The organism is Paraburkholderia sp. PGU19 (genome assembly GCF_013426915.1).
Lineage (GTDB): Bacteria > Pseudomonadota > Gammaproteobacteria > Burkholderiales > Burkholderiaceae > Paraburkholderia.
The window spans coordinates 2,468,871-2,493,105 of the sequence record NZ_AP023179.1 but is presented as its reverse complement, the minus strand read 5'-3'; the positions used below and the strand labels follow the sequence as shown (position 1 = coordinate 2,493,105).

Sequence of the window (24,235 nt, the reverse complement as noted above, 5' to 3'; positions counted from 1 at the left end):
GTTCGGTAGGAATTGAAAGAGTCGTGTCTGAAAATGATCTCAGCTGAAGGCCTGAAAGAAATCGATCGCGCGATCGCAAAGTATCCCGCCGATCAGAAACAGTCCGCCGTGATGTCGGCGTTGGCGGTCGGTCAGGAAGAACTTGGCTGGCTGTCGCCCGAACTCATGCAGTTCGTCGCGGACTATCTCGGCATGCCGGCCGTCGCCGTGCAGGAGGTTGCGACCTTCTACACGATGTATGAGACGTCGCCCGTCGGCAAATACAAGATCACGCTCTGCACGAACCTGCCGTGCCAGCTCGGTCCCGATGGCGGTTCGGACAGCGCCGCCGACTATCTGAAGCAGAAGCTCGGTATCGACTTCGGCGAAACCACCGCGGACGGCAAGTTCACCCTCAAAGAGGGCGAGTGCATGGGTTCGTGCGGTGATGCGCCCGTGCTGCTCGTGAACAACCATCGTATGTGCAGCTTCATGAGCCGCGAGAAGATCGACCAGCTCCTCGAGGAACTTTCGAAATGACGTCTTTACACGATCGTCACATCAAGCCGCTGATTCTCGCCGGTCTGAACGGCGATAACTGGCATCTTCAGGACTACGTCGAGCGCGGCGGCTACAAGCAGCTGCGCCGTATTCTTGAAGAAAAGATTCCGCCCGAGCAGGTGATCGCCGACGTCAAGGCTTCGGGTCTGCGTGGCCGCGGCGGTGCGGGCTTCCCGACCGGCCTGAAGTGGAGCTTCATGCCGCGCCAGTTCCCGGGGCAGAAGTATCTCGTCTGCAATTCGGACGAAGGCGAGCCGGGCACGTTCAAAGACCGTGACATCCTGCGCTGGAATCCGCACTCGCTGATCGAAGGCATGATCATCGGGGCGTACGCGATGAACATCTCGGTCGGCTACAACTATATTCACGGCGAAATCTTCGAAACCTATCGACGCTTCGAAGAGGCGCTGGAAGAAGCGCGCGCAGCGGGCTTCCTCGGCGACAACATCATGGGCTCGGGCTTCTCGTTCCAACTGCACGCGCACCACGGTTATGGCGCGTACATCTGCGGCGAAGAAACTGCGCTGCTCGAATCGCTGGAAGGCAAGAAGGGTCAACCGCGCTTCAAGCCGCCTTTCCCGGCGAGCTTCGGCGTGTACGGCAAGCCGACCACGATCAACAACACGGAAACCTTCGCAGCCGTGCCGTTCCTGCTGGCCGTCGGCCCGCAGAACTACCTCGAGATGGGCAAGCCGAACAACGGCGGCACGAAGATTTTCTCGGTGTCGGGCGACGTCGAGCGTCCGGGCAACTACGAAGTTCCGCTCGGCACGCCGTTCGCGACGCTGCTGGACCTCGCGGGCGGCATGCGCGGCGGCAAGAAGATCAAGGCCGTGATTCCTGGCGGTTCGTCGGCACCCGTGATTCCGGGCGACCTGATGATGCAAACCGACATGGACTACGACTCGATCGCGAAACAGGGTTCGATGCTCGGTTCGGGTGCCGTCATCGTGATGGACGAGACGCGCTGCATGGTGCGCTCGCTGCTGCGCCTGTCGTACTTCTATTACGAAGAGTCGTGCGGTCAGTGCACGCCGTGCCGCGAAGGCACGGGCTGGCTGTATCGCGTCGTGCATCGTATCGAGCACGGTCTGGGCCGCAAGGAAGATCTGGATCTGCTGAACTCGGTGGCCGAGAACATCATGGGCCGCACGATTTGCGCGCTCGGTGATGCGGCCGCGATGCCGGTGCGGGGCATGCTCAAGCACTACTGGGACGAGTTCGAGTATCACGTCGCCAACAAGCGTTGCGTGGTCGGCGGTCATGCCGGCGCGGCAGCGGCCTCGGAAACGGTCGCCGCTTAAGCGGTCAACGCGAGGCCGATGAAGGGCCAGCGCGAGCCAGAGTCAAACGCGGGCGCCGCCGCTGTGTAGCGGCGAGCGGGCGAACGATTGAGCGGTAACAGGTTAAGGAAGATTGACCATCATGGTTGAACTTGAAATAGACGGCAAGAAAGTAGAGGTGGCCGAAGGCAGCATGATCATTCAGGCTGCGCATAAGGTCGATACCTACATTCCTCACTTCTGCTATCACAAGAAACTGTCGATTGCGGCCAACTGCCGGATGTGTCTCGTCGATGTCGAGAAGATGCCGAAGGCCGTGCCTGCATGCGCAACGCCGGTATCGGCGGGCATGATCGTGCGCACGAAGTCGGAAAAGGCGGTGAAGGGTCAGCAATCCGTGATGGAATTCCTGCTGATCAACCACCCGCTCGATTGCCCGATCTGCGACCAGGGCGGCGAATGTCAGTTGCAGGATCTGGCCGTCGGTTACGGCAAGTCGTCGTCGCGTTATAGCGAAGAGAAGCGCGTCGTGTTCCACAAGAACGTCGGCCCGCTGATCTCGATGGAAGAAATGTCGCGCTGCATTCACTGCACGCGTTGCGTCCGCTTTGGCGAAGAAGTCGCCGGCGTGATGGAACTCGGCATGCTGGGCCGCGGCGAGCATTCGGAAATCACGTCGTTCGTCGGCAAGACGGTCGACTCCGAACTGTCGGGCAACATGATCGACCTGTGCCCGGTCGGTGCGCTGACCAGCAAGCCGTTCCGCTACAGCGCCCGTACGTGGGAACTGTCGCGCCGCAAGTCGGTGAGCCCGCACGATTCCGTCGGCGCGAACCTCGTGGTGCAGGTCAAGAACAACCGCGTGATGCGCGTGCTGCCGTTCGAAAACGAAGCCATCAACGAATGCTGGATTTCGGACAAGGACCGCTTCTCGTACGAAGGCCTGAACAGCCCGGACCGTCTGACGCGTCCGATGCTCAAGCAAAACGGCCAGTGGATCGAAACGGACTGGCAGACGGCGCTCGAATATGTCGTCAAGGGTCTGAAGGGCATCTCGGCCGACCATGGCGCGAACGCGATTGCCGCGCTCGGCAGCGCGCACAGCACGGTCGAAGAGCTGTTCCTGCTCAAGCGGTTCGCGCAAGCCGTCGGCACGCCGAACGTTGATTTCCGTCTGCGTCAGACGGATTTCACGGCCGCTGCAAATGGCACGCCGTGGCTCGGTACGTCGATCGCCAACCTGTCGATGCTCGATAGCGCGCTGGTGATCGGTTCGTCGCTGCGTCGCGACCATCCGCTGTTCGCAGCACGTCTGCGCCAGGCCGCGAAGGGCGGCGCAAAGATCACGCTGCTGCAGGCGACGCGCGACGACGCGCTGATCCCGCAAGCTGCGCGCATCGCTGCTGCGCCGTCAGCGTGGCTGAACGAACTGGCGGGCATCGCTGCTGCCGTGTCGGAAGCGAAGGGCGTGGCGCTGCCGGAAGCCTTCGCAGGCGCGACGGCAACGGATGCGGCGAAACAGACAGCCGCTGCACTCGGCGCCGGCGAAACGCGCGTCGTGCTGCTCGGTAACGGCGCGGTCCAGCATCCGGAGTTCGCGCGCATCCACGCAGCGGCTCAATGGATCGCCGAATCGACAGGCGCGACGCTCGGTTTCCTGACGGAAGCGGCGAACACGGTCGGTGCGCATCTCGTCGGTGCATTGCCGGGCGAGGGCGGTTTGAACGCGCGTGAAGTCTTCGAACAGCCGCGCAAGGGTTACGTGCTGCTGAACCTCGAACCGGAATTCGATACGGCCAACCCGGCGCAGGCGCTTGCCGCGCTGAACCAGGCGGAAATGGTCGTCGTGATGTCGCCGTTCCAGACGGGCGCAGAATACGCAGACGTGCTGCTGCCGATCGCGCCGTACACGGAAACGGCCGGCACGTTCGTGAACGCGGAAGGCACGGTGCAGATGTTCAACGGCGTCGTGCGTCCGCTCGGCGATGCGCGCCCCGCATGGAAGGTGCTGCGCGTGCTGGGCAATCTGCTCGGCGCGTCGGGCTTCGACTACGATACAGCGGAGCAGGTACGCACCGCGGCACTGGGCGATGGCGACCTCACGCCGCGCCTGTCGAACAAGACGTCGGCAAGCGTCGCGCGCAGCAACGGCGCGAAGGCCGCGGAAGGCACGTTCGAGCGCATCGCTGACGTGCCGATCTACCACGCCGATCAGCTCGTGCGCCGTGCGGAGTCGCTGCATCTGACGGCAGCCGCGCGTGCCGCCAACTCGGTGGGTCTGCCCGCCGCGCTGTTCGACAAGCTGGGTTTGAAGGAAGGCGACGCCGTGCGCGTTCGTCAGGGCGATCGCTCGGTGCAGATACCCGCCGTGCGTGATGCGAATCTTGCGGAGACGGTCGTCCGCGTGTCGGCGGCTACGCCTGCCGGTGCAGCGCTGGGCAGCCTGTTCGGTGAACTGGTGGTGGAGAAGGCGTAAATGACCTTGTTCGAATCGATCAACGCGGGCGGCACCGAGATTCTCGGCGTGGCATGGCCCACGGTGTGGGCGCTGGTGCGCATCCTGGTGGTGGCCGTCGCGATCCTGCTGTGCGTGGCTTACCTGATCCTGTGGGAACGGAAGCTGATCGGCTGGATGCACGTGCGTCTCGGGCCGAACCGCGTCGGCCCCGCCGGTCTGCTGCAGCCGATCGCCGACGTGCTGAAGCTACTGTTGAAGGAAGTCATTCAGCCGACCCAGGCCAGCCGCTGGATCTACCTGATCGCCCCGGTGATGGTGGTGGTCCCCGCGTTTGCGGTGTGGGCGGTGATTCCGTTCCAGGCAGGCGCCGTGCTCGGCGACATCAACGCCGGTTTGCTGTACGCCATCGCGATTTCGTCGATCGGCGTTTACGGCGTGATTCTGGCCGGCTGGGCGTCGAACTCGAAGTACGCCTTCCTCGGCGCGATGCGCGCGGCGGCACAGATGGTGTCGTATGAAATCTCGATGGGCTTCGCGCTCGTCGTGGTGCTGATGACGGCGGGCTCGTTGAATCTGTCGGAGATCGTCGGCTCGCAGATGCGCGGCATCTTCGCCAGCCACGGCGTCACGTTCCTGTCGTGGAACTGGCTGCCGCTGCTGCCGGCTTTTGTCGTGTACTTTGTGTCGGGCATCGCCGAAACGAACCGCCACCCGTTCGACGTGGTGGAAGGCGAGTCGGAAATCGTTGCCGGCCACATGATCGATTACTCGGGCATGGCGTTCGCGCTGTTCTTCCTCGCCGAGTACATCAACATGATCGTGATCTCGGCGCTGGCCTCGGTCATGTTCCTGGGCGGCTGGAGCGCACCGTTCGAATTCCTGTCGTTCATCCCGGGCATTTTCTGGCTGGTCCTGAAGGTCTTCTTCCTGCTGTCGGTATTCATCTGGGTGCGCGCGACGTTCCCGCGCTACCGCTATGACCAGATCATGCGTCTGGGTTGGAAGGTGTTCCTGCCGGTGACCGTGATCTGGGTGATCGTGGTCGGCCTCTGGATCATGTCGCCGTTGAATATCTGGAACTAAAGGGCGGACGAACCATGACCGCAATCCAAAACTTCTTCAAGACCTTCTTTCTGACCGAGCTGCTCAAGGGCCTCGCGCTGACGGGACGCTATACGTTCCAGCGCAAGATCACCGTGCAGTTCCCGGAAGAGAAGACCCCTATCTCGCCACGTTTCCGTGGTCTGCACGCGCTGCGCCGCTACGAAAACGGCGAAGAGCGCTGCATCGCCTGCAAGCTGTGCGAAGCAGTGTGCCCGGCGCTCGCGATCACGATCGAATCGGAAACGCGCGCGGACAACACGCGCCGCACGACGCGCTACGACATCGACCTGACCAAGTGCATCTTCTGCGGTTTCTGCGAAGAGAGCTGCCCGGTCGATTCGATCGTCGAAACGCACATTCTCGAATATCACGGCGAAAAGCGCGGCGATCTGTACTTCACGAAGGACATGTTGCTGGCAGTCGGCGACCGTTACGAAACGGAAATCGCTGCAAACAAGGCAGCCGACGCACCCTATCGTTGATAGGTTGAAACAGCAGTTCGACGGCGCGCGGTCCGGCAGGCACAAGACCGCGCGGCGCTGCCAGACCGCTCTGGCGTCGCGTCACGCAATACAGGTAGAAGACGACGCGCGCCAAAGCACCAAGCCTGACGATGGCCTAACGATGAATCGGTAATCATGGACTTCACGACCGTACTGTTCTACATCTTCGCGCTACTCCTGACGGTGTCAGGGCTGAAGGTGATCACTTCGCGCAACCCGGTGGCGTCCGCGTTGTTCCTCGTGCTCGCGTTCTTCAACGCGGCCGCGATCTGGATGCTGCTGCAGGCGGAATTCCTCGCGATCCTGCTGGTGCTGGTGTATGTCGGCGCGGTGATGGTGCTGTTCCTGTTCGTCGTGATGATGCTGGACATCAATCTCGACGTGCTGCGCCGCGACTTCAAGCGCTTCGTGCCGATGGCGACCGTGGTGGGCGCGATCATCGTGATCGAGACGGCGCTGATTCTCTGGCACGGCTATGGCGCGACGGTTCAGCCCGTGCGCGACACGACTGCTGCTGTCGCAGGCGCCGCCGACTGGTCGAACACGCGCCTGATCGGCAAGATCATTTACACCGACTACATCTTCGCGTTCGAAGTGGCCGGCCTCGTGCTGCTGGTCGCGATCATCGCGGCGATTGCGCTGACCACGCGTCATGGCAAGGACAGCAAGCGCCAGCGCGTGTCGGATCAGGTGAAGGTGCGAGCTCAGGACCGCGTGCGCGTGGTCAAGATGGCCGCGGAGAAGGAAGTTCCGGCTGAACCTGAAACCGTTGCTGGCGACGCTGGCGCCGGCAAGAACAGCTGAGCTCAGGAGGAGAAAAATATGTTGTCCCTTGCTCATTACCTCGTGCTCGGCGCGATCCTTTTCGCGATCAGCATCGTTGGCATTTTCCTGAACCGTCGCAACGTCATCATCATCCTGATGGCAATCGAACTGATGCTGCTGGCGGTCAACACGAACTTCGTCGCGTTCTCGCATTATCTCGGCGATGTGCATGGCCAGATCTTCGTTTTCTTCGTGCTGACGGTTGCGGCAGCGGAAGCGGCGATCGGTCTTGCAATTCTGGTGACCCTGTTCCGTAGCCTCGACACGATCAATGTCGAGGATCTCGATCAGCTCAAAGGTTAACTTCAGGCACAGGCTGTTATGTCAACGACACTCAATGAAAACCTGTTGCTGGCGGTAGCGCTTGCACCGCTGGCCGGCTCGCTGATTGCGGGGCTCTTCGGCAAGACGGTGGGACGTGCCGGTGCGCACTCGGTCACGATTCTCGGCGTCGCGATTTCGTTCGTGCTTTCGTGCTTCGTATTTCTCGACGTGCTCCACGGTGCGAGCTTCAACGCCACCGTGTACGAATGGATGACGGTCGGCAAGGTGAAGTTCGAAGTCGGCTTCCTCGTCGACACGCTCACGGCGATGATGATGTGCGTGGTGACCTTCGTGTCGCTGATGGTGCACGTCTACACGATCGGCTACATGGCCGACGAGGAAACGGGCTACGAACGCTTCTTCTCGTACATCTCGCTGTTCACGTTCTCGATGCTGATGCTCGTGATGAGCAACAACTTCTTGCAGCTGTTCTTCGGCTGGGAAGCGGTGGGTCTCGTGTCGTACCTGCTGATCGGCTTCTACTTCAAGCGTGAAAGCGCGATCTACGCGAACATGAAGGCGTTCATCGTCAACCGCGTGGGTGACTTCGGCTTCATTCTGGGCATCGGTCTGATCCTCGCGTACGGCGGCTCGATGAACTACGGCGACGTGTTCGCGAAGAGCCACGAACTGGCTTCGCTGAGCTTCCCGGGCACCGACTGGGGCCTGCTGACGGTCGCGTGTATTTGCCTCTTCATCGGCGCGATGGGTAAGTCCGCGCAGTTCCCGCTGCACGTTTGGCTGCCCGACTCGATGGAAGGCCCGACGCCGATCTCCGCACTGATTCACGCGGCAACCATGGTGACGGCCGGTATCTTCATGGTGACGCGCATGTCGCCGCTGTTCGAACTGTCGGACTCGGCGCTGTCGTTCATCACGGTGATCGGCGCGATCACGGCGCTGTTCATGGGTTTCCTCGGCGTCGTGCAGAACGACATCAAGCGTGTCGTCGCTTACTCGACGCTGTCGCAGCTCGGCTACATGACGGTCGCGCTGGGCGTGTCGGCATACCCGGTCGCCGTGTTCCACCTGATGACGCACGCGTTCTTCAAGGCGCTGCTGTTCCTCGGCGCGGGTTCCGTGATCATCGGCATGCACCATGATCAGGACATGCGCAACATGGGCGGCCTGCGCAAGTACATGCCCATCACATGGATCACGTCGCTGGTTGGTTCGCTCGCGCTGATCGGTACGCCGTTCTTCTCGGGCTTCTACTCGAAAGATTCGATCATCGACGCGGTGAAGCTGTCGCATCTGCCGGGTTCGGGCTTCGCGTACTTCGCGGTCGTCGCGAGCGTGTTCGTCACGGCGCTGTACTCGTTCCGCATGTACTTCATGGTGTTCCACGGCGAAGAGCGCTTCCGCGGTCCGAAGCATCCTGATTCGCCGCTGGGCGCGGAAGCAGCGGCGCACGGCCACGGTCATCACGACGATCACGGCCACGGTCATGACGACCATCACGCTCACGAGCCGCACGAAACACCGTGGGTCGTCTGGCTGCCGCTGGTGCTGCTCGCCATTCCGTCCATCGTGATCGGCGCCATTGCAATCGGCCCGATGCTGTACGGCGATTTCTTCCAGCACGGCGTGGCGTTCGACAAGGTGATCTTCATCGGCGAAAACCATCCGGCGCTGCACGAGATGGCGGAAGAATTCCAGGGCTGGGCCTCGATGGGCCTGCACGCTGCGTCGGGCCTGCCCGTGTGGCTGGCGCTGGCTGGCGTAGTGGTCTCGTGGTTCCTGTACCTGAAGCGTCCGGACCTGCCCGCTGTGATCAAGCGTGGTTTCGGTCCGATCTACACGCTGCTGGACAACAAGTACTACATGGACAAGATCAACGAAGTCGTCTTCGCGCGCGGCGCCGTGGCCATCGGCCGCGGGCTGTGGAAGGAAGGCGACGTCGTGGTCATCGACGGTATTGTCAACGGAAGCGCGCGCTTTATCGGCTGGTTTGCGAGCGTGATCCGTTTCCTGCAATCGGGTTACATCTACCACTACGCATTCGCCATGATCATCGGCATGCTGGGGCTCCTGACCCTGTTTGTAACGCTCGGCGGCAAATAAAGAACAGGCTGGAGACATTTCTCATGCACACGACGTTTCCGATTCTGAGTATCGCGATCTGGATGCCGATTATTTTCGGCCTGGTGGTTCTGGCCATCGGTTCAGATCGTAATCCCGGTCCGGCGCGATGGATTGCGCTGATCGGGTCGGTGTTGAGTTTCATCGTGACGATCCCGTTGATGACGGATTTCGACACGAGTACGGCAGCATTGCAGTTCGAAGAAAAGGCTAACTGGATCGAGCGCTTCAACATCACGTACCACCTCGGCATCGACGGTATCGCGATGTGGTTCGTCGTGTTGACGGCGCTGATCACGGTGATCGTCGTGATCGCAGCATGGGAAGTGATCACGAAGAACGTCGCGCAGTATCTGGCAGCGTTTCTGATCCTGTCGGGCATCATGGTCGGTGTGTTCTCGTCGGCCGACGGCATGCTGTTCTATGTGTTCTTCGAAGCGACGCTGATTCCGATGTACATCATCATCGGCGTGTGGGGCGGGGCGAACCGCGTGTACGCGGCGTTCAAGTTCTTCCTGTACACGCTGATGGGCTCGCTGCTGATGCTGGTCGGCCTGCTGTATCTGTACACGCAGACGGGCACGTTCGATCTGGCGACGTGGCACGCCGCAAAGCTGTCGATGACGCCGCAGGTGCTGCTGTTCATCGCGTTCTTCCTCGCGTTCGCCGTCAAGGTGCCGATGTGGCCCGTCCACACCTGGTTGCCGGACGCGCACGTGGAAGCGCCGACGGGTGGCTCGGTCGTGCTGGCCGCAATCATGCTGAAGCTCGGCGCATACGGTTTCCTGCGCTTCTCGCTGCCTATCGCGCCGGATGCGAGCCACTTGCTCGCGCCCGTCGTCATCACGCTGTCGCTGATCGCCGTCGTGTATATCGGTCTCGTCGCGATGGTGCAGGCCGACATGAAGAAGCTGGTTGCGTACTCGTCGATCGCGCACATGGGCTTCGTCACGCTCGGCTTCTTCATCTTCAACCAGCTCGGTACGGAAGGCGCGATCGTGCAGATGATCTCGCACGGTTTCGTGTCGGGCGCGATGTTCCTTTGCATCGGCGTGCTGTATGACCGCATGCACTCGCGTCAGATCGCCGACTACGGCGGTGTCGTGAATACGATGCCGAAGTTCGCGGCGCTCGTGATGCTGTTCTCGATGGCGAACTGCGGCCTGCCGGGCACTTCCGGTTTCGTTGGCGAGTTCATGGTGATTCTGGCCGCTGTCCAGTACAACTTCTGGATCGCGTTCGGTGCGGCCGTCACGCTGATTCTCGGCGCGGCCTATACGTTGTGGATGTACAAGCGCGTGTACTTCGGCGCGGTGGTGAACGATCACGTAAAGAACCTCGTCGACATCAATCGCCGCGAGTTCTTCATGCTGGGCGTGCTCGCCGCGTTGACGCTGTACATGGGCATCTATCCGAAGCCCTTTACCGAAGTAATGCACGTGTCGGTGGAGAACCTTCTGTCCCACGTTGCGCAGTCGAAGCTGCCGCTGTCGCAGTGATGCGAAGCGGAGGAATTTAAAGATCATGCAAAACGCACCTATGACCGCCTTGTTACCCGACGCGCTAGTGATGGCCGCTATCGTCGTTGCGTGGCTTATCGACACGTTCGTTGGCCCGAACAGCCGCCGCACGACGTATTTCATCGCGCTGATTTCCACGGTCGTGGCCGGCATCTGGTTCGCGGTCGACGCCTTCTCGGGCACCGGGCCGCAATACTACTTCTCGCGCATGTACGTGGTGGACCCGTTCGCCAACGTGATGAAGGCGGTGGTGTCGCTGGGCTACGCGGTGTCGATCGTCTACTCGCGCAAGTATCTGGAAGATCGCGGCCTGTACGAGGGCAACTTCTTCCTGCTCGGCATGTTCTCGCTGCTCGGCCAGCTGGTGATGATCTCGGGCAACAACTTCCTGACGCTGTACCTCGGTCTGGAACTGATGTCGCTGTCGCTGTACGCCGTGATCGCGCTGCGCCGCGAACATGCGCCGTCGAACGAAGCCGCGATGAAGTACTACGTGCTGGGCGCGCTGGCTTCGGGTTTCCTGCTGTACGGCATCTCGATGCTGTACGGCGCGACGGGTTCGCTCGAACTCAACGAAGTGCTGAAGGCCGTGGCTTCCGGCCACATCAATGATGTCGTGCTGCTGTTCGGCGTGATCTTCATCGTCGCGGGTATCGCGTTCAAGATGGGCGCTGTGCCGTTCCACATGTGGGTGCCGGACGTCTATCAAGGCGCGCCGACAGCGATGACGATGCTCGTCGGCGGCGGTCCGAAGGTTGCGGCGTTTGCATGGGGTCTGCGCTTCCTGGTGATGGGTCTGCTGCCGCTCGCCGTCGACTGGCAGGAAATGCTCGTCATCCTGGCCGCGCTGTCGATGATCGTCGGCAACATCACGGGTATCGTCCAGCGCAACATCAAGCGGATGCTGGCGTATTCGGCGATCTCGAACATGGGCTTCGTGCTGCTCGGCCTGCTGGCGGGCGTCGTGGACGGCAAGACGGGTGCAGCGGCGAGCGCATACGGCTCGGCGATGTTCTACAGCATCGTCTATCTCCTGACGACGCTCGGCTCGTTCGGTGTCGTCATGCTGCTCGCGCGCCGCGACTTCGAAGCCGAAACGCTCGACGACTTCAAGGGTCTCAACCAGCGCAGCCCGGTGTTCGCCTTCGTGATGATGGTGCTGATGTTCTCGCTCGCCGGCATCCCGCCGACGGTCGGCTTCTACGCGAAGCTCGCCGTGCTCGAAGCGACGATGAACGCTGGCCTCACGTGGCTCGCGGTGCTGGCGGTGATCACGTCGTTGTTCGGCGCGTTCTACTACCTGCGCATCGTCAAGCTGATCTACTTCGATGACCCCGTCGACACGACGCCGATCGCAGGCGATACCTGCAAGCGCGCGCTGCTCGCGCTCAACGGCGTGGCCGTGCTGGTGCTCGGCATCGTTCCCGGCCCGCTGATGTCGCTCTGCCTGAACGCGATTACGCATACGCTGCCGCTGTAATGTCGGCAGCGGGGTGGTTCATCGTGCTGTTGGCGCTCGTCGGCGCCAACCTGCCGTTCCTGAATCAGCGGCTGTTCGGTGTCATGCCGCTAAAGGCCACGAAGAAAAGCGCGTGGCTCAGGATCGGCGAATTGATCGTGCTGTATTTCATCGTCGGCGCGCTCGGCTTCATGCTCGAAGCGCGCGTCGGCAACCGCTTCGATCAAGGCTGGCAGTTCTACGCGATCACGTTCAGCCTGTTCATCGTGCTCGCTTTCCCGGGCTTCACGTTTCAGTATCTCGTCAAACGGCGCTGACGGTTCCGGCCGTCGCGCTTCTTGCCGCAAAGAGGTCGCACATGGCAGAACTCCCCGATCACCACACCGCGCTTAAAGAAACCTGCGTCAAAAGCGAAGTCGCCTATCAAGGGCCGTTCATGACGGTCAAATGCGACACCGTGCGCTTGCCCGACGGCAAGCAGGCGACGCGCGAATACGTGCAACATCCCGGCGCCGTGATGGTGATCCCGCTGTTCGACGACGGCCGCGTGCTGATGGAAAGCCAGTACCGGTACGCGATGGGCAAGGTGATGTATGAGTATCCGGCCGGCAAGCTCGATCCGAACGAAGATCCGCTGGCCTGCGCAAAGCGCGAACTGCTCGAAGAGACCGGCTACACGGCGCGCGAATACATCTATCTGACGCGTGTTCACCCGATCATTTCGTACTCGACGGAGTTCATCGATATCTACGTCGCGCGCGGTCTGACGGCGGGCGAACGCAAACTCGACGACGGCGAGTTCCTGGAGACCTTCATCGCCAAGGTGTCGGACGTGTCCGAATGGGTGCGCACGGGGCAGTTGAGCGACGTGAAGACGATCATCGGCACGTTCTGGCTGGAGAAGCTGCTGTCGGGCGCGTGGCCGGAGAATGCGCCGGAAGCGGACTGACGCTCGCGGAACGCCGCACCCAACGAAAACGGCAGCCTTCACGCTGCCGTTTTTCATTTCCGGCATTCGTCATACACAGCCATTGGAGCGTCGGCGCGTCCCGCGCCAACGCGCTAGAATGGCTGATTCTCGTTCGTCACCGCGCCGGCCTGGCGGTAAAAAAGCAAAAGCACTTAACGAACGACCGTTCACAAATTTCCATTTTGCGCTAAACTCGTACGCAAGCCCTGATTCCACATGAAGGTCCTCGATCTACAGTGCCCGCACGATCATCGGTTTGAAGGCTGGTTTGCTTCCGCCGATGACTTCGAATCGCAGTTGTCCCGCAAACTGGTCGAATGTCCTATTTGCGGAGCGACGGAAGTGAGCCGTTTGCCGTCGGCGCCGCGCCTGAATCTGTCGGGTGCGACGAGCGCGTCGAACGCATCGAAGGAAAAAGCGGCGGCGAACGCTGGTGAGCTGCAGGCGCACGTGATGCGCGCGCTGCGCGAGGTGCTGGAAAAGACCGAGAACGTGGGCGACCGCTTTGCCGAGGAAGCACGGCGCATTCACTACAACGAAGCGCCTGCTCGCAGCATCCGGGGCGTCACGACGCCTGAGGATGCGCGAGCCCTCGTCGAAGAAGGCATCGATGTGATGCCGCTGCCTGTACCCGCCGCACTGAAAGAGCCGCTGCAATAACCATTGCTTGCAGTGCTCCTGGCGGCGCAAGGCCGCGGCCAGGAGACACTGCGCATGGACCTGAATTATTCCCCCGCCGATGACGCATTCCGCGCCGACATCCGCGCCTGGCTCGAAGCGAATCTGCCTGACGAGCTGCGCGACAAAGTTCTCAATCATAAGCGTCTGAATCGCGATGACTTCGCGAGCTGGCACAAGCTGCTCGGCCAACGCGGCTGGTCGGCGCCTGCATGGCCTGCGGAATATGGCGGCCCGGACTGGAACGCAACGCAACGTCATATCTGGGACGAGGAGTGCGCCCAGCTTGGCGCGCCGACTGTGCTGCCGTTTGGTGTATCGATGGTCGCGCCCGTGCTGATGAAGTACGGCAGCGAAGCGCAAAAGCGCCACTACTTGCCGCGCATTCTCGACGGCACCGACTGGTGGTGCCAGGGCTATTCGGAGCCGGGTTCGGGCTCCGATCTGGCATCGCTGCGCACGCGCGCCGAGCGGGTCGGCGATCACTACGTCGTCAACGGCCAGAAGACCTGGACGACGCTCGGCCAGCATGCCGACATGATGTTCTGCCTCGTGCGTACCGACAGCGGCGCGAAGAAGCAGGAGGGCATTTCCTTCCTGCTGATCGACATGAAGACGCCGGGCATCACTGTGCGTCCCATCATCACGCTCGACGAAGATCACGAAGTCAACGAAGTGTTCTTCGAATACGTGAAAGTCCCTGTCGAAAATCTCGTCGGCGACGAGAACCGCGGCTGGACTTACGCGAAATATCTGCTCGGCCACGAGCGTACGGGCATCGCGCGCGTCGGGCAGTCGAAGCGCGAACTCGCGTTTCTCAAGCGCATCGCGCTGAATCAGAAGAAGAACGGCAAGCCCTTGCTGCTCGATCCGCTGTTCGCCGCGAAGGTCGCGAGCCTCGAAATCGAATTGATGGCGCTCGAAGTGACGGTGCATCGCGTGGTCGCGAATGAAGCGGGCGGACGCGGGCCAGGACCGGAAGCGTCGATGCTGAAGATCAAGGGCACGGAAGTGCAGCAGGGTTTGACGGAGCTGATGTTCGAAGCCGTCGGACCGCTCGCAGCGCCGTTCGACGTGCCGTTCCTCGAAGGCGAACGCGCGCACAGCATCGCTGGCGACGACGATGCCGCGCCGCTCGCCGCGTACTACTTCAACTACCGCAAGACGTCGATCTACGGCGGCTCGAACGAAATTCAAAAGAACATCATCGCGCAGATGATTCTCGGACTGTGAGGAGCGGCGCATGAACTTCAATTTCACCGACGAACAACAGCAATTCGCGGACGCGCTGCGCCGCTATCTCGACAAGCAATACGGCTTCGAGGCGCGACAGGCGATCGTGCGAACGGAAGCGGGCGTATCGGACGAGCATTGGTCCGCGTTTGCCGAGCTGGGGCTGACCGCGTTGCCCGTGCCCGAAGCGCAAGGCGGCTTCGACGGCGGCACGGTCGATATGCTGGTGGTGATGCAGGAACTGGGACGCGCGATCGTCGTCGAGCCGTACTGGTCGACGGCTGTCGGTATCGAGGCGCTGAAGCTGTCCGGTACGGGCGACGGCGACGATGCCGCGTTGCTCGAACGCGCGGCGCAAGGCGAGAGCAAGCTGGCAGTCGCATTCCATGAACCCGATGCACGTTACGATCTTTTCTCGATCGAAACGACGGCGACGCGTCAGGGCGACGGCTACGCGCTAAGCGGCACGAAATCGGTCGTGCAGCATGGCGCGCAGGCCGATCACTGGATCGTGCCCGCGCGGCTCGATGGCGAGATTGCGCTGTTCGTCGTCGCGCGCGATGCGGCGAACACGCAGATCACCGACTATCGGACGATCGACGGCCAGCGCGCCGCGACGCTCGCGTTCAACGCAACGCCGGCGCGCAAGCTGAACGGCAGGCACGCGGGCGCCGCCGCGCTGGAACACCTCGCCGATTACGGCGTCGTGTTGCTGTGCGCCGAGGCGATCGGCGCGCTCGACGCGCTAAATCACGCAACCGTCGAATACACAAAGACGCGCCAGCAGTTCGGCGTGCCGATTGCGCGCTTTCAGGCGCTGCAGCACCGGATGGTCGAGATGCTGATCCACACCGAGCAGGCGCGCTCGGCGACATACCTCGCCGCCGTGGGTTACGGCAGCGACGATGTCGACGAGCGCCGCAGCGCGGTATCGGCGGCAAAAGTGCGCGTGGGGCAAGCTGCACGCTTCGTCGGACAGCAGGCGGTGCAACTGCACGGCGGCATGGGTGTGACGAACGAGGTCGCGGCTGCGCATCTGTTCAAGCGTCTCGCTATCATCGAAACCACGCTCGGCGATGTCGATCATCATCTGGCGCGCTTTGCCGCGCTGCCGGGCTTCGCAACGGCCGACGCATGAGCGCCGCCGCCAACACATGCAAACGAGGTGAAAGATGGGTTTGAGCTACGAGGACATGGAAGTCGGCAAGTCGTATGAGGTCGGCTCACACACGTTCACGCGCGACGAGATCGTCCGGTTCGCGGAGCAGTTCGATCCGCAGCCGTTTCACGTCAGCGATACAGGCGCTGCCGCGTCGCCGTATGGCACGTTGATCGCGAGCGGCTGGCACACGTGTTCGGTGATGATGGGCATGCTGGTGCGCAACGTGCTGGCGGGCTCGACATCGATGGGGTCGCCGGGCATCGACGATTTGCGCTGGCTCAAGCCGGTGCGCGTCGGCGACACGATCCGGATGATGAACAGCGTGCTCGACAAGCGCGTGTCGGCGAGCAAGCCGGATCGCGGCATCGTGTCGACGGAGTGGCAGGGTTTCAATCAGGACGGTGAACTGGTGATTACCGTGCGCTCGAAGGCGATCTTCGGGCTGCGCAATCCCGGAGCGGCCGCATGACGCCCGAGTTGACGCTCGTTTCGGCCGACGACGTGCGCGCGCTCGTCGGTCAGCCGCCGCGCATGAGCGCGTGGGTCGAGGTCGATCAGGCGAGCGTCGATCGCTTTGCCGTCGCGACGGGCGATCATCAATGGATTCACGTCGATCCCGAGCGCGCGAAGCGCGAGTCGCCGTTCGGCGGACCGATTGCGCATGGCTTTCTGACGCTGTCGCTGATCCCCGCGTTGCTCGTCGATACGTTCCGTTTCGAGCAGCGCATGGGCGTCAACTACGGGCTCAACCGTGTGCGCTTCACGGCGCCCGTGCCGGTCGGGTCGCAGTTGCGTGCGAGCTTCGTCGTCGCGAGCGTGACGGATGTTGAAGAGGGCGGTGTGCAGATCGCGTGGAGCGTGACGCTCGAACGGCAGGGCTCGGAGCGTCCCGTGTGCATTGCGGAGTTCATCACGCGGCACTATTTCTAGTTGCGCGCGCCGGCGCCTCGCGATGCTCAGTGCTTGGCGTACTGCGTCGCGCCGAACAGTATTTCCTTCGCTTTTTCGTCCATCAGTGGCACGCGGGCTGATGCGAGCACTTCGACGCCGCGTTGCACGGCGGGACGGGCGGCGATCTCTTCATGCCAGCGCTTCACGTTCGGGAACTCGTCGATTTGCAGGCCCTGGTTTTGCCATGAACGCGTCCAGGGGAACGTGGCGATATCGGCGATGGTGTAGTCGTCGCCTGCCAGGTAGCGCGTCTTGCCGAGCTTGGTGTCCATTACGCCGTACAGGCGCTTTGTTTCGTTCGTGTAGCGGTTGATCGCGTATTCGATTGGTTGCGGCGCGTAGACGCGGAAGTGGTGTGTCTGACCGAGCATCGGGCCGATGCTGCCCATCTGGAACATCAGCCATTGCAGTGTTTCGTAGCGGGCTGCTGGGTCTGTGGGCAAAAATTTGCCGGTTTTTTCTGCCAGGTAGATCAGGATTGCGCCGGATTCGAATAGAGAGAACGGCTTGCCGTCCGGGCGTCTTGGGCCGTCGCTGTCGACGATGGCAGGGATTTTGTTGTTTGGGCTGATGGCTAGAAATTCTTGCGTGAATTGATCGCCTGCGCCGATGTTGATCGGGTGGGCCTTGTATTCGAGGTTCGTCTCCTCGAGCATGATGTGGATCTTGTGGCCGTTGGGCGTTGCCCAGCTGTAGATGTCGATCATCGATTGCTCCTGGTGGGTTGTTTTGTCTGCGACGCTGGGGTGGTTTGCTCGTGTTTGCGCTGGCATCCGCGTTATGGTGGTTGCTGTACATGCGGTTTGGTTTGCTTCGGTTTTCGCTGGCATCCGCGATGCGTTATCTAGCTTCAAGCGTCGCCCCTGTGCGGGGCGGCACCTACTTTTCTTTGCCGCCGCAAAGAAAAGTAGGCAAAAGAAAGCGGCTCACACCGCCAGCGTTAGTATTTGCCTGAGGGCCCCCACAGGGTCTTACGCTTCACACGGCAATCACGTGCCCCACGTTCGTTGCCAGCGCTCCTGCGGTGCTCATCACCCGCTTCACGCATCCGCGTCGCCGCACGCCGCGCCAGATATTCAACCGCCGCCCAGGTGGCAAACTGTGTGTAGGCCGTAGTACCGCACACACCTCACTCCGGACCGATAGCGCACGCGTTCCACCCTGTAAGAGCGCTAACGCATACGACGCGACAACCTACACACAGTTTGCCACCTGGGCGGCACATACCATTCGCTGCCGCTAGCCCGTGTGCGGGGGTTTGAAGTGGGTGAGGCGGTCATTCGAAGCGTTGGCAACGCACGCGAACAGAAATGCTGCCGTGTGAAGCGTAAGACCCTGTGGGGGCCCTCAGGCAAGAAGAAATGTTGGCGGTGTGAGCCGCTTTCTTTTGCCTACTTTTCTTTGCGGCGGCAAAGAAAAGTAGGTGCCGCCCCGCACAGGGGCGACGCGTGAAGCACGCTAACGAATCGCGGATGCCAAAGCAAATCACCAGCAAACCAAACCGCACGCGCAGCAACCACCGAAACGCGGATGCCAGCGCAAACCAAAGCGAACCACGCAGCGTCGCAGACACAAAAAAATTACACCACAGATCCCGAAACCCCGCTTCCGCGCCGCCAGCGAATCACTCCGAATACCGCCCAAGCTCAATCTTGGCAATCGCATTCCGATGCACCTCATCTGGCCCATCAGCAAACCGCAACCACCGCGCGGTGGTATAGGCATAAGCCAGAGGAAAATCATCACACATCCCAGCCGCGCCATGCGCCTGAATGGCCCAGTCAATGACCTGACACGCCATGTTGGGCGCAACAACCTTGATCATCGCGATCTCACCGCGCGCGCCCTTATTCCCCACGGTATCCATCATGTAAGCCGTCTTCAACGTCAGCAACCGGGCCTGCTCGATCAGACACCGCGCCTCGGCAATCCGCTCCTGCGTAACCGTCTGCGCCGCAATCGGCTTGCCAAACGCAACACGTTGCAGCGTGCGCCTGCACATCAACTCAAGCGCGCGCTCAGCCAGCCCAATCAACCGCATGCAATGATGAATGCGCCCCGGTCCAAGCCGCCCCTGCGCAATCTCGAAGCCGCGCCCTTCGCCAAGCAACATATTCACGGCAGGCACGCGCACGTTATCGAGCGTAATCTCCATATGCCCGTGCGGCGCATCGTCATAACCGAACACGCTCAGCGGTCGATGCACCGTGATCCCCGTCGCGTCAGCAGGCACGAGAATCATCGATTGCTGTGCGTGACGCGGCGCGTCGGGGTCCGTCTTGCCCATCACGATGAAGAGCTTGCAGCGCGGATCGCCCGCGCCCGACGACCACCACTTGTGCCCATTGATGACATACGAATCGCCGTCGCGCACGATGCTCGTCTGAATGTTGGTCGCATCCGATGACGCCACCTCCGGCTCGGTCATCAAAAACGCCGAACGGATCTGACCTTGCAGCAGCGGCTCCAGCCATTCGCGCCGGTTTTCTTCGTTGCCGTAGCGCTCGATCGTCTCCATGTTGCCGGTGTCGGGCGCATTGCAGTTGAACACCTCGGGCGACCACGGCACACGGCCCATGATCTCGCACAGCGGCGCGTATTCGAGGTTCGTCAGACCGGCGCCGCGCTCGGAATCGGGCAGAAACAGATTCCATAAGCCGGCATCGCGCGCCTGCTGCTTCAGCGCCTCGATCAGTTCCGTCGGCACCCACGCGTTGCCCGCCTGGCGGTTGCGCGCGACCTCGGCGGCGTAGGCCTGTTCGTTCGGATAGATGTGCTCGTCGAAGAATGCGAGCAGCTTGTCGCGCAATGCCTGAACCTTCGGGGTGTAGTCGAAATTCATCTTGCCCTCGTGGATGTCGTTGAATCCGGTCTACAGATTGAGTGCGTGGTGCCGCAGGCACGTCACTCAGCGCACCTTCTGCGCATAGCGCCACGCGAGTTCGGCCATCGGTCGCGCGCGCCGCCCCGCGTCCGCGGCCTGTTCGCTCGCTGCCGTGCCATCGACCACGCGCTTCATGATTCCCTGCAAGATCGCCGCGATGCGGAACATGTTGTACGCGAGGTAGAAGTTCCAGTCGCCGGAAATCGTCAGGCCGGTGCGCTCGCAATAGCGTTGCACGTACCGTGCCTCGTCGGGAATGCCGAGCGCGTTCCAGTCGAGCCCAGCGATGCCGCGAAACTGCGCGGGATCGACATGCCACGCCATGCAGTGATACGCGAAGTCGGCGAGGGGATCGCCGAGCGTCGACAGTTCCCAGTCGAGCACGGCCAGCACGCGCGGTTCGTGTGGATCGAAGATCAGATTGTCGAGCCGGTAGTCGCCATGCACGACGGACGCGCGTTCGCCCGTTTCGGCGGGCATATGCTGCGGCAGCCATTCGATCAGGCGATGCATCGCATCGATCGGTTCCGTTTCCGACGCCTGATACTGCTTGCTCCATCGGCCGATCTGGCGCGCGAAGTAGTTGCCGGGCTTGCCGTAGTCCGCGAGTCCAACCTTGTCGACATCGACGCTATGCAACGCGGCGATCACGCGATTCATCTCGTCATAGATCGCGCCGCGTTGCGCAGGGGTCATGCCGGGCATGGACGGGTCCCACAGCACGCGGCCCTGAACGAACTCCATCACGTAGAACGCGCGGCCGATCACGCTTTCGTCCTCGCACAGCGCGAGCATCTTCGCGACAGGGACGTCGGTGTCGCGCAGCGCATGCATCACGCGATACTCACGCTCGATCGCATGCGCGGACGGCAGTAGTTTCGCGGATGGGCCGGGCTTCGCGCGCATCACATAAGCGCATGTCGGCGTAATCAGCTTGAAGGTCGGATTCGACTGGCCGCCCGCGAACTGTTCGAGTGTCAACGGTCCGGCGAAGTCTTCGACATGTTGCGTAAGCCACCCGGAGAGGGCGCCGATGTCGATGCGCTGCCGTTCGCTGACGGGCCGCGTGCCTTCAAAAGCGGAGTAGTCGGTAGGTGTCGCGTCTTGCGGCATGTCTCCTCCGTTGGATGATCGAATGATCGACCTGCTAGCTGCGCCTGCTTTGAATGAATTGCGCGTAAAGCATTTCCATCGACGTATTGCGCACGTCACGATGCAGCGGCGAGGGCGGCGCATGATTGATCATGCGCACGACCCAGTCGCGCGGCGCCGTGCCGACGTCGAGCGCGTTGATGCAGCCTGTCGCCTGCGCGAGATGGCCGAAGAACGTGCGGCCGCCCGCCGTGATCGCATGCGACAGGATCGCGCGATTGACGCCGCCATGCAGCACGAGCAACACGACGTCCCACGATGTGTCGGCGCGCAGCGCGGCCAGCGCCGGCAGCACGCGGTCGAACAGTTCGCCGATCGTTTCGCCGCCGAGAAACTGCACGTCCTCCGCCACGATGCCGTCGAACGCACCGATGAATGCCGCTTCGAGATCGTACGCGGGAATCGAACCCGGCTTGCCGCCGCGTATTTCTTCCCACGCGGGCTCGATGTCGATCCTGGTCTGCTGGCTCATTTGCGCGAGCACGCGCTGTGCCGTCTCGACGGTGCGCGGCAAGCCGCTGGCGATCACGCGATCGAAGCGCACATGCTGTTCGGCAAACGCGCGGCCCGCGGCGTCGGCCTGCGCGCGGCCGTTTTCGTTGAGCGGCACGCGCTCCGGGTCGATCGTGCTGCCCGACGCATCGAAGTAGGTGACGTTGCCATGCCGCATCAGATAGATGCGGCGGCGCTTCGGCAACTGATAGCCGGACCCGGTCGGCGTGCTCATTTGTAGTTGGGCGCGCGTTTTTCGAGGAACGCAGTGATGCCTTCGAGCCCGTCGCGATGATGCAGCGACGCGACGAAGCTATCGCGCTCGGCAACGAGATGCTCGGGCAGTGATTGCGCGCCCGCTGCCGCGATCAGTCCTTTGATGCGTGCCTTCGCGTTCGGCGACACCTTGCCGAGATCGTCGGCCCACGCGATCGCCGTATCGCGCACGGCGCCCGGTTTCACGAGCCGGTTGACGACACCGAGGTCATACAGTCGCTGTGCGCCGATCGGCTTGCCTTCGATCAGCACTTCCGTCGCGACCTGACGCGGCAACGCGCGCGCGAGGAACCACGAGCCACCGCCGTCCGGCGTGAGGCCAACGCGTGCGTATGACATCACGAACTTCGCGTCGTCGGCGGCGACGATCAGGTCGCATGCGAGCGCGAGCGAAAAGCCCGCGCCCGCCGCCGCGCCTTCGACGGCCGCGATCACCGGTTTCGACGATGCCTGCAACGCGGCAATCCATTCGCTGAGCAGATCGATGCTTTGCGCCTGCACCGACGGATCTTTCGCGCGGTTTTCGAGCAGACGGTTCAGGTTGCCGCCCGCGCAGAAGAAGTTGTCCGCGCCCGTGATGACGACCGCACCGATCGACGCATCGCGCTCGGCCGTGTCGATCGCTTCGATGCCGGCGGCGTACATGTCCGGGTGCATTGCGTTGCGCGCGCCCGGGTTCGACAGGGTCAGCACGAGCGTCGATTCGCTTTCGGCTGGGCGTGAGGCGAGCAGTTCGGCGGCCATTACGCTTGCTCCTTTGCGTTGACGTTGTCTGCGGCGTCGGCTTGCTTGAGCGACATGCCGAGTTGCGCGCGGCGCGCGAGCCACGGCGACGGACGGTAGCGTGGATCGCCGAGCACGCTGAACATGTTGCGCAGAATCGTCAGGATGGTTTGCGCGCCGAGCGCATCGCCGAGCGCGAGCGGCCCGCGCGGATAGCCGAGACCGAGCGTTACGGCGAGATCGATGTCCTGCGGCGACGCGATCTGGCGTTGCGCGATATCGCAGCCGATGTTGACGATCGTCGCGACCACGCGTTGCGCGACGAAGCCCGTCGAATCGCGGATCACCGTGACGGGCACGCCGTCGTGTGCGAAGAGGGCGTGCGCAATATCGCGCGCGGCGCGCGTGCTGGCGGGCGTGGTCATCAGCGTGCGGCGTTTCGCGTCGACGAGCGGGAACAGCGTGTCGATGGCGACGACGCGGCTCGCGTCGAGGTTTTCATCGACAGCCGCCGTGGTCGCGTCGAAGCCGAGCGGCGTGACGACGATCAGTGAATCGGCGGCGGGCGTCGCGCCTTCGTCCACGGCGACGCCTGTCTTCGCGATCAACGCGAGCACGGCGTCGCGCGCAGCGGGCACGCGCGCGCTGATCCAGACGCGCTTCGGCAGTTCGGTCGGCGCGGGTGCTTCGGCAGGCGCCTGCTGCTTGCCGTCGACATACACATAGAAGCCTTCGCCCGCCTTGCGTCCGATCAGCCCGCCCGCGAGGCGCGTGCCAGTGATCGGCGACGGCGTGAAGCGCGGTTCCTCATAGAACTGGTGATAGATCGATTCCATCACGGGATGCGACACATCGAGCGCGGTCAGATCGAGCAGTTCGAACGGCCCGAGACGAAACCCCGCCTGCTCGCGCATGATGCGGTCGATATCGACGAAGCTCGCGACGCCTTCGTCCGCGACGCGCAAACCTTCCGTATTCATGCCGCGGCCCGCGTGATTGACGACGAAGCCGGGCATATCCTTCGCGCGCACGGGCGTGTGGCCCACGCGGCGCGCCAGATCCATCAGCGCGTCGCCGGCGGCGGGATCGCTGCGCAGGCCGTCGATCACTTCGACGACTTTCATCAGCGGCACCGGGTTGAAGAAGTGATAGCCGACCACGCGCGATGGATCGGCACACGCGGCCGCAATCGCCGTGATCGACAGCGACGACGTATTCGACGCGAGAATGCAGCGCTCGCCGACGATGCCTTCGAGTTCCTTGAAGAGCGCACGCTTCACGTCGAGCTTTTCGACGATCGCTTCGACGACGAGGTCGCAGTCCTTCAGTTCGTCGATCGCCGTTGCGCCCGTCACGTTTGCGAGCGCGGCAAGCGAGCGCGAGTTGTCGAGCTTGCCTTTGGCGACCAGCTTCGAGAACGTGTCGGACAGGTAATCGCGCGCCGCGCCGATGGCATCGGCATTCGTGTCGTAAAGCCTGACCGTGAGGCCCGCGAGCGCGGCGATCTGCGCGATGCCGCGTCCCATCGCGCCCGTGCCGACGATGCCGACGGTCTCGATGCTGTACTGGCGAGAGGTGTTCGGTGACATGATGTGACTCACTCCATGATTATTCTA

At 62.3% G+C, this 24,235-nt stretch carries 23 protein-coding genes; 17 read left to right on the top strand and 6 right to left on the bottom strand.

Annotation, left to right across the window (positions count from 1 at the left end):
• Positions 1 to 33: 33 nt before the first annotated feature.
• From nuoE to H1204_RS11305, 17 genes are all read left to right on the top strand, one after another.
• Positions 34 to 519 carry an NADH-quinone oxidoreductase subunit NuoE gene (nuoE, locus tag H1204_RS11385; RefSeq protein ID WP_091789918.1) on the top strand — a complete coding sequence of 162 codons (486 nt, stop codon included), beginning with the start codon at positions 34 to 36 and terminating at the stop codon, positions 517 to 519.
• The gene (nuoF, locus tag H1204_RS11380) at positions 516 to 1,844 is read left to right on the top strand and encodes an NADH-quinone oxidoreductase subunit NuoF (RefSeq protein ID WP_180728389.1); all 1,329 of its coding nucleotides are present in this window, start codon (positions 516 to 518) and stop codon (positions 1,842 to 1,844) included. The genes nuoE and nuoF overlap by 4 nt, the downstream gene beginning before the upstream one ends.
• Positions 1,845 to 1,965: 121 nt before the next feature.
• Complete coding sequence (gene nuoG, locus H1204_RS11375) at positions 1,966 to 4,299, top strand: NADH-quinone oxidoreductase subunit NuoG (RefSeq protein WP_180728388.1); 2,334 nt, start codon at positions 1,966 to 1,968, stop codon at positions 4,297 to 4,299.
• Entirely contained in the window at positions 4,300 to 5,364 is a 1,065-nt protein-coding gene (gene nuoH / locus H1204_RS11370) for an NADH-quinone oxidoreductase subunit NuoH (RefSeq protein WP_180728387.1), read from the top strand.
• Between the two features lie 14 nt (positions 5,365 to 5,378).
• The gene (nuoI, locus tag H1204_RS11365; protein ID WP_007588142.1) at positions 5,379 to 5,867 is read left to right on the top strand and encodes an NADH-quinone oxidoreductase subunit NuoI; all 489 of its coding nucleotides are present in this window, start codon (positions 5,379 to 5,381) and stop codon (positions 5,865 to 5,867) included.
• A 156-nt stretch (positions 5,868 to 6,023) separates the two neighbouring features.
• The gene (locus H1204_RS11360) at positions 6,024 to 6,692 is read left to right on the top strand and encodes an NADH-quinone oxidoreductase subunit J (protein ID WP_180728386.1); all 669 of its coding nucleotides are present in this window, start codon (positions 6,024 to 6,026) and stop codon (positions 6,690 to 6,692) included.
• Between the two features lie 18 nt (positions 6,693 to 6,710).
• Positions 6,711 to 7,016: an NADH-quinone oxidoreductase subunit NuoK gene (gene nuoK / locus H1204_RS11355; protein ID WP_007588140.1), complete on the top strand. Its 306-nt coding sequence runs from the start codon at positions 6,711 to 6,713 to the stop codon at positions 7,014 to 7,016.
• Positions 7,017 to 7,034: 18 nt separating this feature from the next.
• Positions 7,035 to 9,101, top strand: a complete 2,067-nt coding sequence (gene nuoL / locus H1204_RS11350) for an NADH-quinone oxidoreductase subunit L (RefSeq protein WP_180728385.1) — start codon at positions 7,035 to 7,037, stop codon at positions 9,099 to 9,101.
• Between the two features lie 23 nt (positions 9,102 to 9,124).
• Positions 9,125 to 10,618 carry an NADH-quinone oxidoreductase subunit M gene (locus tag H1204_RS11345; protein ID WP_042314712.1) on the top strand — a complete coding sequence of 498 codons (1,494 nt, stop codon included), beginning with the start codon at positions 9,125 to 9,127 and terminating at the stop codon, positions 10,616 to 10,618.
• 25 nt (positions 10,619 to 10,643) lie between these two features.
• On the top strand, positions 10,644 to 12,119 hold the full coding sequence (gene nuoN / locus H1204_RS11340; RefSeq protein WP_180728384.1) for an NADH-quinone oxidoreductase subunit NuoN: 1,476 nt from the start codon (positions 10,644 to 10,646) through the stop codon (positions 12,117 to 12,119).
• Complete coding sequence (locus H1204_RS11335; protein WP_180728383.1) at positions 12,119 to 12,415, top strand: DUF2818 family protein; 297 nt, start codon at positions 12,119 to 12,121, stop codon at positions 12,413 to 12,415. Before nuoN ends, H1204_RS11335 begins: the two co-directional genes overlap by 1 nt.
• A 41-nt stretch (positions 12,416 to 12,456) precedes the next feature.
• Positions 12,457 to 13,047 carry an NUDIX hydrolase gene (locus H1204_RS11330; RefSeq protein ID WP_180728382.1) on the top strand — a complete coding sequence of 197 codons (591 nt, stop codon included), beginning with the start codon at positions 12,457 to 12,459 and terminating at the stop codon, positions 13,045 to 13,047.
• Between the two features lie 237 nt (positions 13,048 to 13,284).
• Positions 13,285 to 13,728, top strand: coding sequence for a DUF1178 family protein (locus H1204_RS11325; protein WP_180720054.1), 444 nt, complete (start codon positions 13,285 to 13,287; stop codon positions 13,726 to 13,728).
• Between the two features lie 54 nt (positions 13,729 to 13,782).
• A complete protein-coding gene (locus H1204_RS11320) occupies positions 13,783 to 14,979 on the top strand; it encodes an acyl-CoA dehydrogenase family protein (protein WP_180728381.1) in 1,197 nt (398 codons plus the stop codon).
• 10 nt (positions 14,980 to 14,989) lie between these two features.
• Positions 14,990 to 16,117, top strand: a complete 1,128-nt coding sequence (locus H1204_RS11315; RefSeq protein WP_180728380.1) for an acyl-CoA dehydrogenase — start codon at positions 14,990 to 14,992, stop codon at positions 16,115 to 16,117.
• A gap of 34 nt (positions 16,118 to 16,151) precedes the next feature.
• Complete coding sequence (locus H1204_RS11310; RefSeq protein ID WP_042314707.1) at positions 16,152 to 16,610, top strand: MaoC family dehydratase; 459 nt, start codon at positions 16,152 to 16,154, stop codon at positions 16,608 to 16,610.
• Positions 16,607 to 17,071 (top strand): MaoC family dehydratase, encoded by a 465-nt coding sequence (locus H1204_RS11305; RefSeq protein WP_180728379.1) that lies wholly within the window; start codon positions 16,607 to 16,609, stop codon positions 17,069 to 17,071. The genes H1204_RS11310 and H1204_RS11305 overlap by 4 nt, the downstream gene beginning before the upstream one ends.
• 26 nt (positions 17,072 to 17,097) lie before the next feature.
• Here the strand turns inward: H1204_RS11305 and H1204_RS11300 are convergent, their stop codons facing one another.
• The 6 genes from H1204_RS11300 to H1204_RS11275 form a co-directional block, all read right to left on the bottom strand.
• Positions 17,098 to 17,799 carry a glutathione binding-like protein gene (locus H1204_RS11300; RefSeq protein ID WP_180728378.1) on the bottom strand — a complete coding sequence of 234 codons (702 nt, stop codon included), beginning with the start codon at positions 17,797 to 17,799 and terminating at the stop codon, positions 17,098 to 17,100.
• A 917-nt stretch (positions 17,800 to 18,716) separates the two neighbouring features.
• Positions 18,717 to 19,934, bottom strand: a complete 1,218-nt coding sequence (locus H1204_RS11295; RefSeq protein WP_180728377.1) for an acyl-CoA dehydrogenase family protein — start codon at positions 19,932 to 19,934, stop codon at positions 18,717 to 18,719.
• A 66-nt stretch (positions 19,935 to 20,000) separates the two neighbouring features.
• Positions 20,001 to 21,089: a phosphotransferase gene (locus H1204_RS11290; RefSeq protein WP_180728376.1), complete on the bottom strand. Its 1,089-nt coding sequence runs from the start codon at positions 21,087 to 21,089 to the stop codon at positions 20,001 to 20,003.
• Between the two features lie 34 nt (positions 21,090 to 21,123).
• Complete coding sequence (locus tag H1204_RS11285) at positions 21,124 to 21,855, bottom strand: histidine phosphatase family protein (protein ID WP_180728375.1); 732 nt, start codon at positions 21,853 to 21,855, stop codon at positions 21,124 to 21,126.
• On the bottom strand, positions 21,852 to 22,640 hold the full coding sequence (locus H1204_RS11280) for an enoyl-CoA hydratase (RefSeq protein ID WP_180728374.1): 789 nt from the start codon (positions 22,638 to 22,640) through the stop codon (positions 21,852 to 21,854). The genes H1204_RS11285 and H1204_RS11280 overlap by 4 nt, the downstream gene beginning before the upstream one ends.
• On the bottom strand, positions 22,640 to 24,208 hold the full coding sequence (locus H1204_RS11275; protein ID WP_180728373.1) for a 3-hydroxyacyl-CoA dehydrogenase: 1,569 nt from the start codon (positions 24,206 to 24,208) through the stop codon (positions 22,640 to 22,642). The genes H1204_RS11280 and H1204_RS11275 overlap by 1 nt, the downstream gene beginning before the upstream one ends.
• Positions 24,209 to 24,235: the final 27 nt, after the last annotated feature.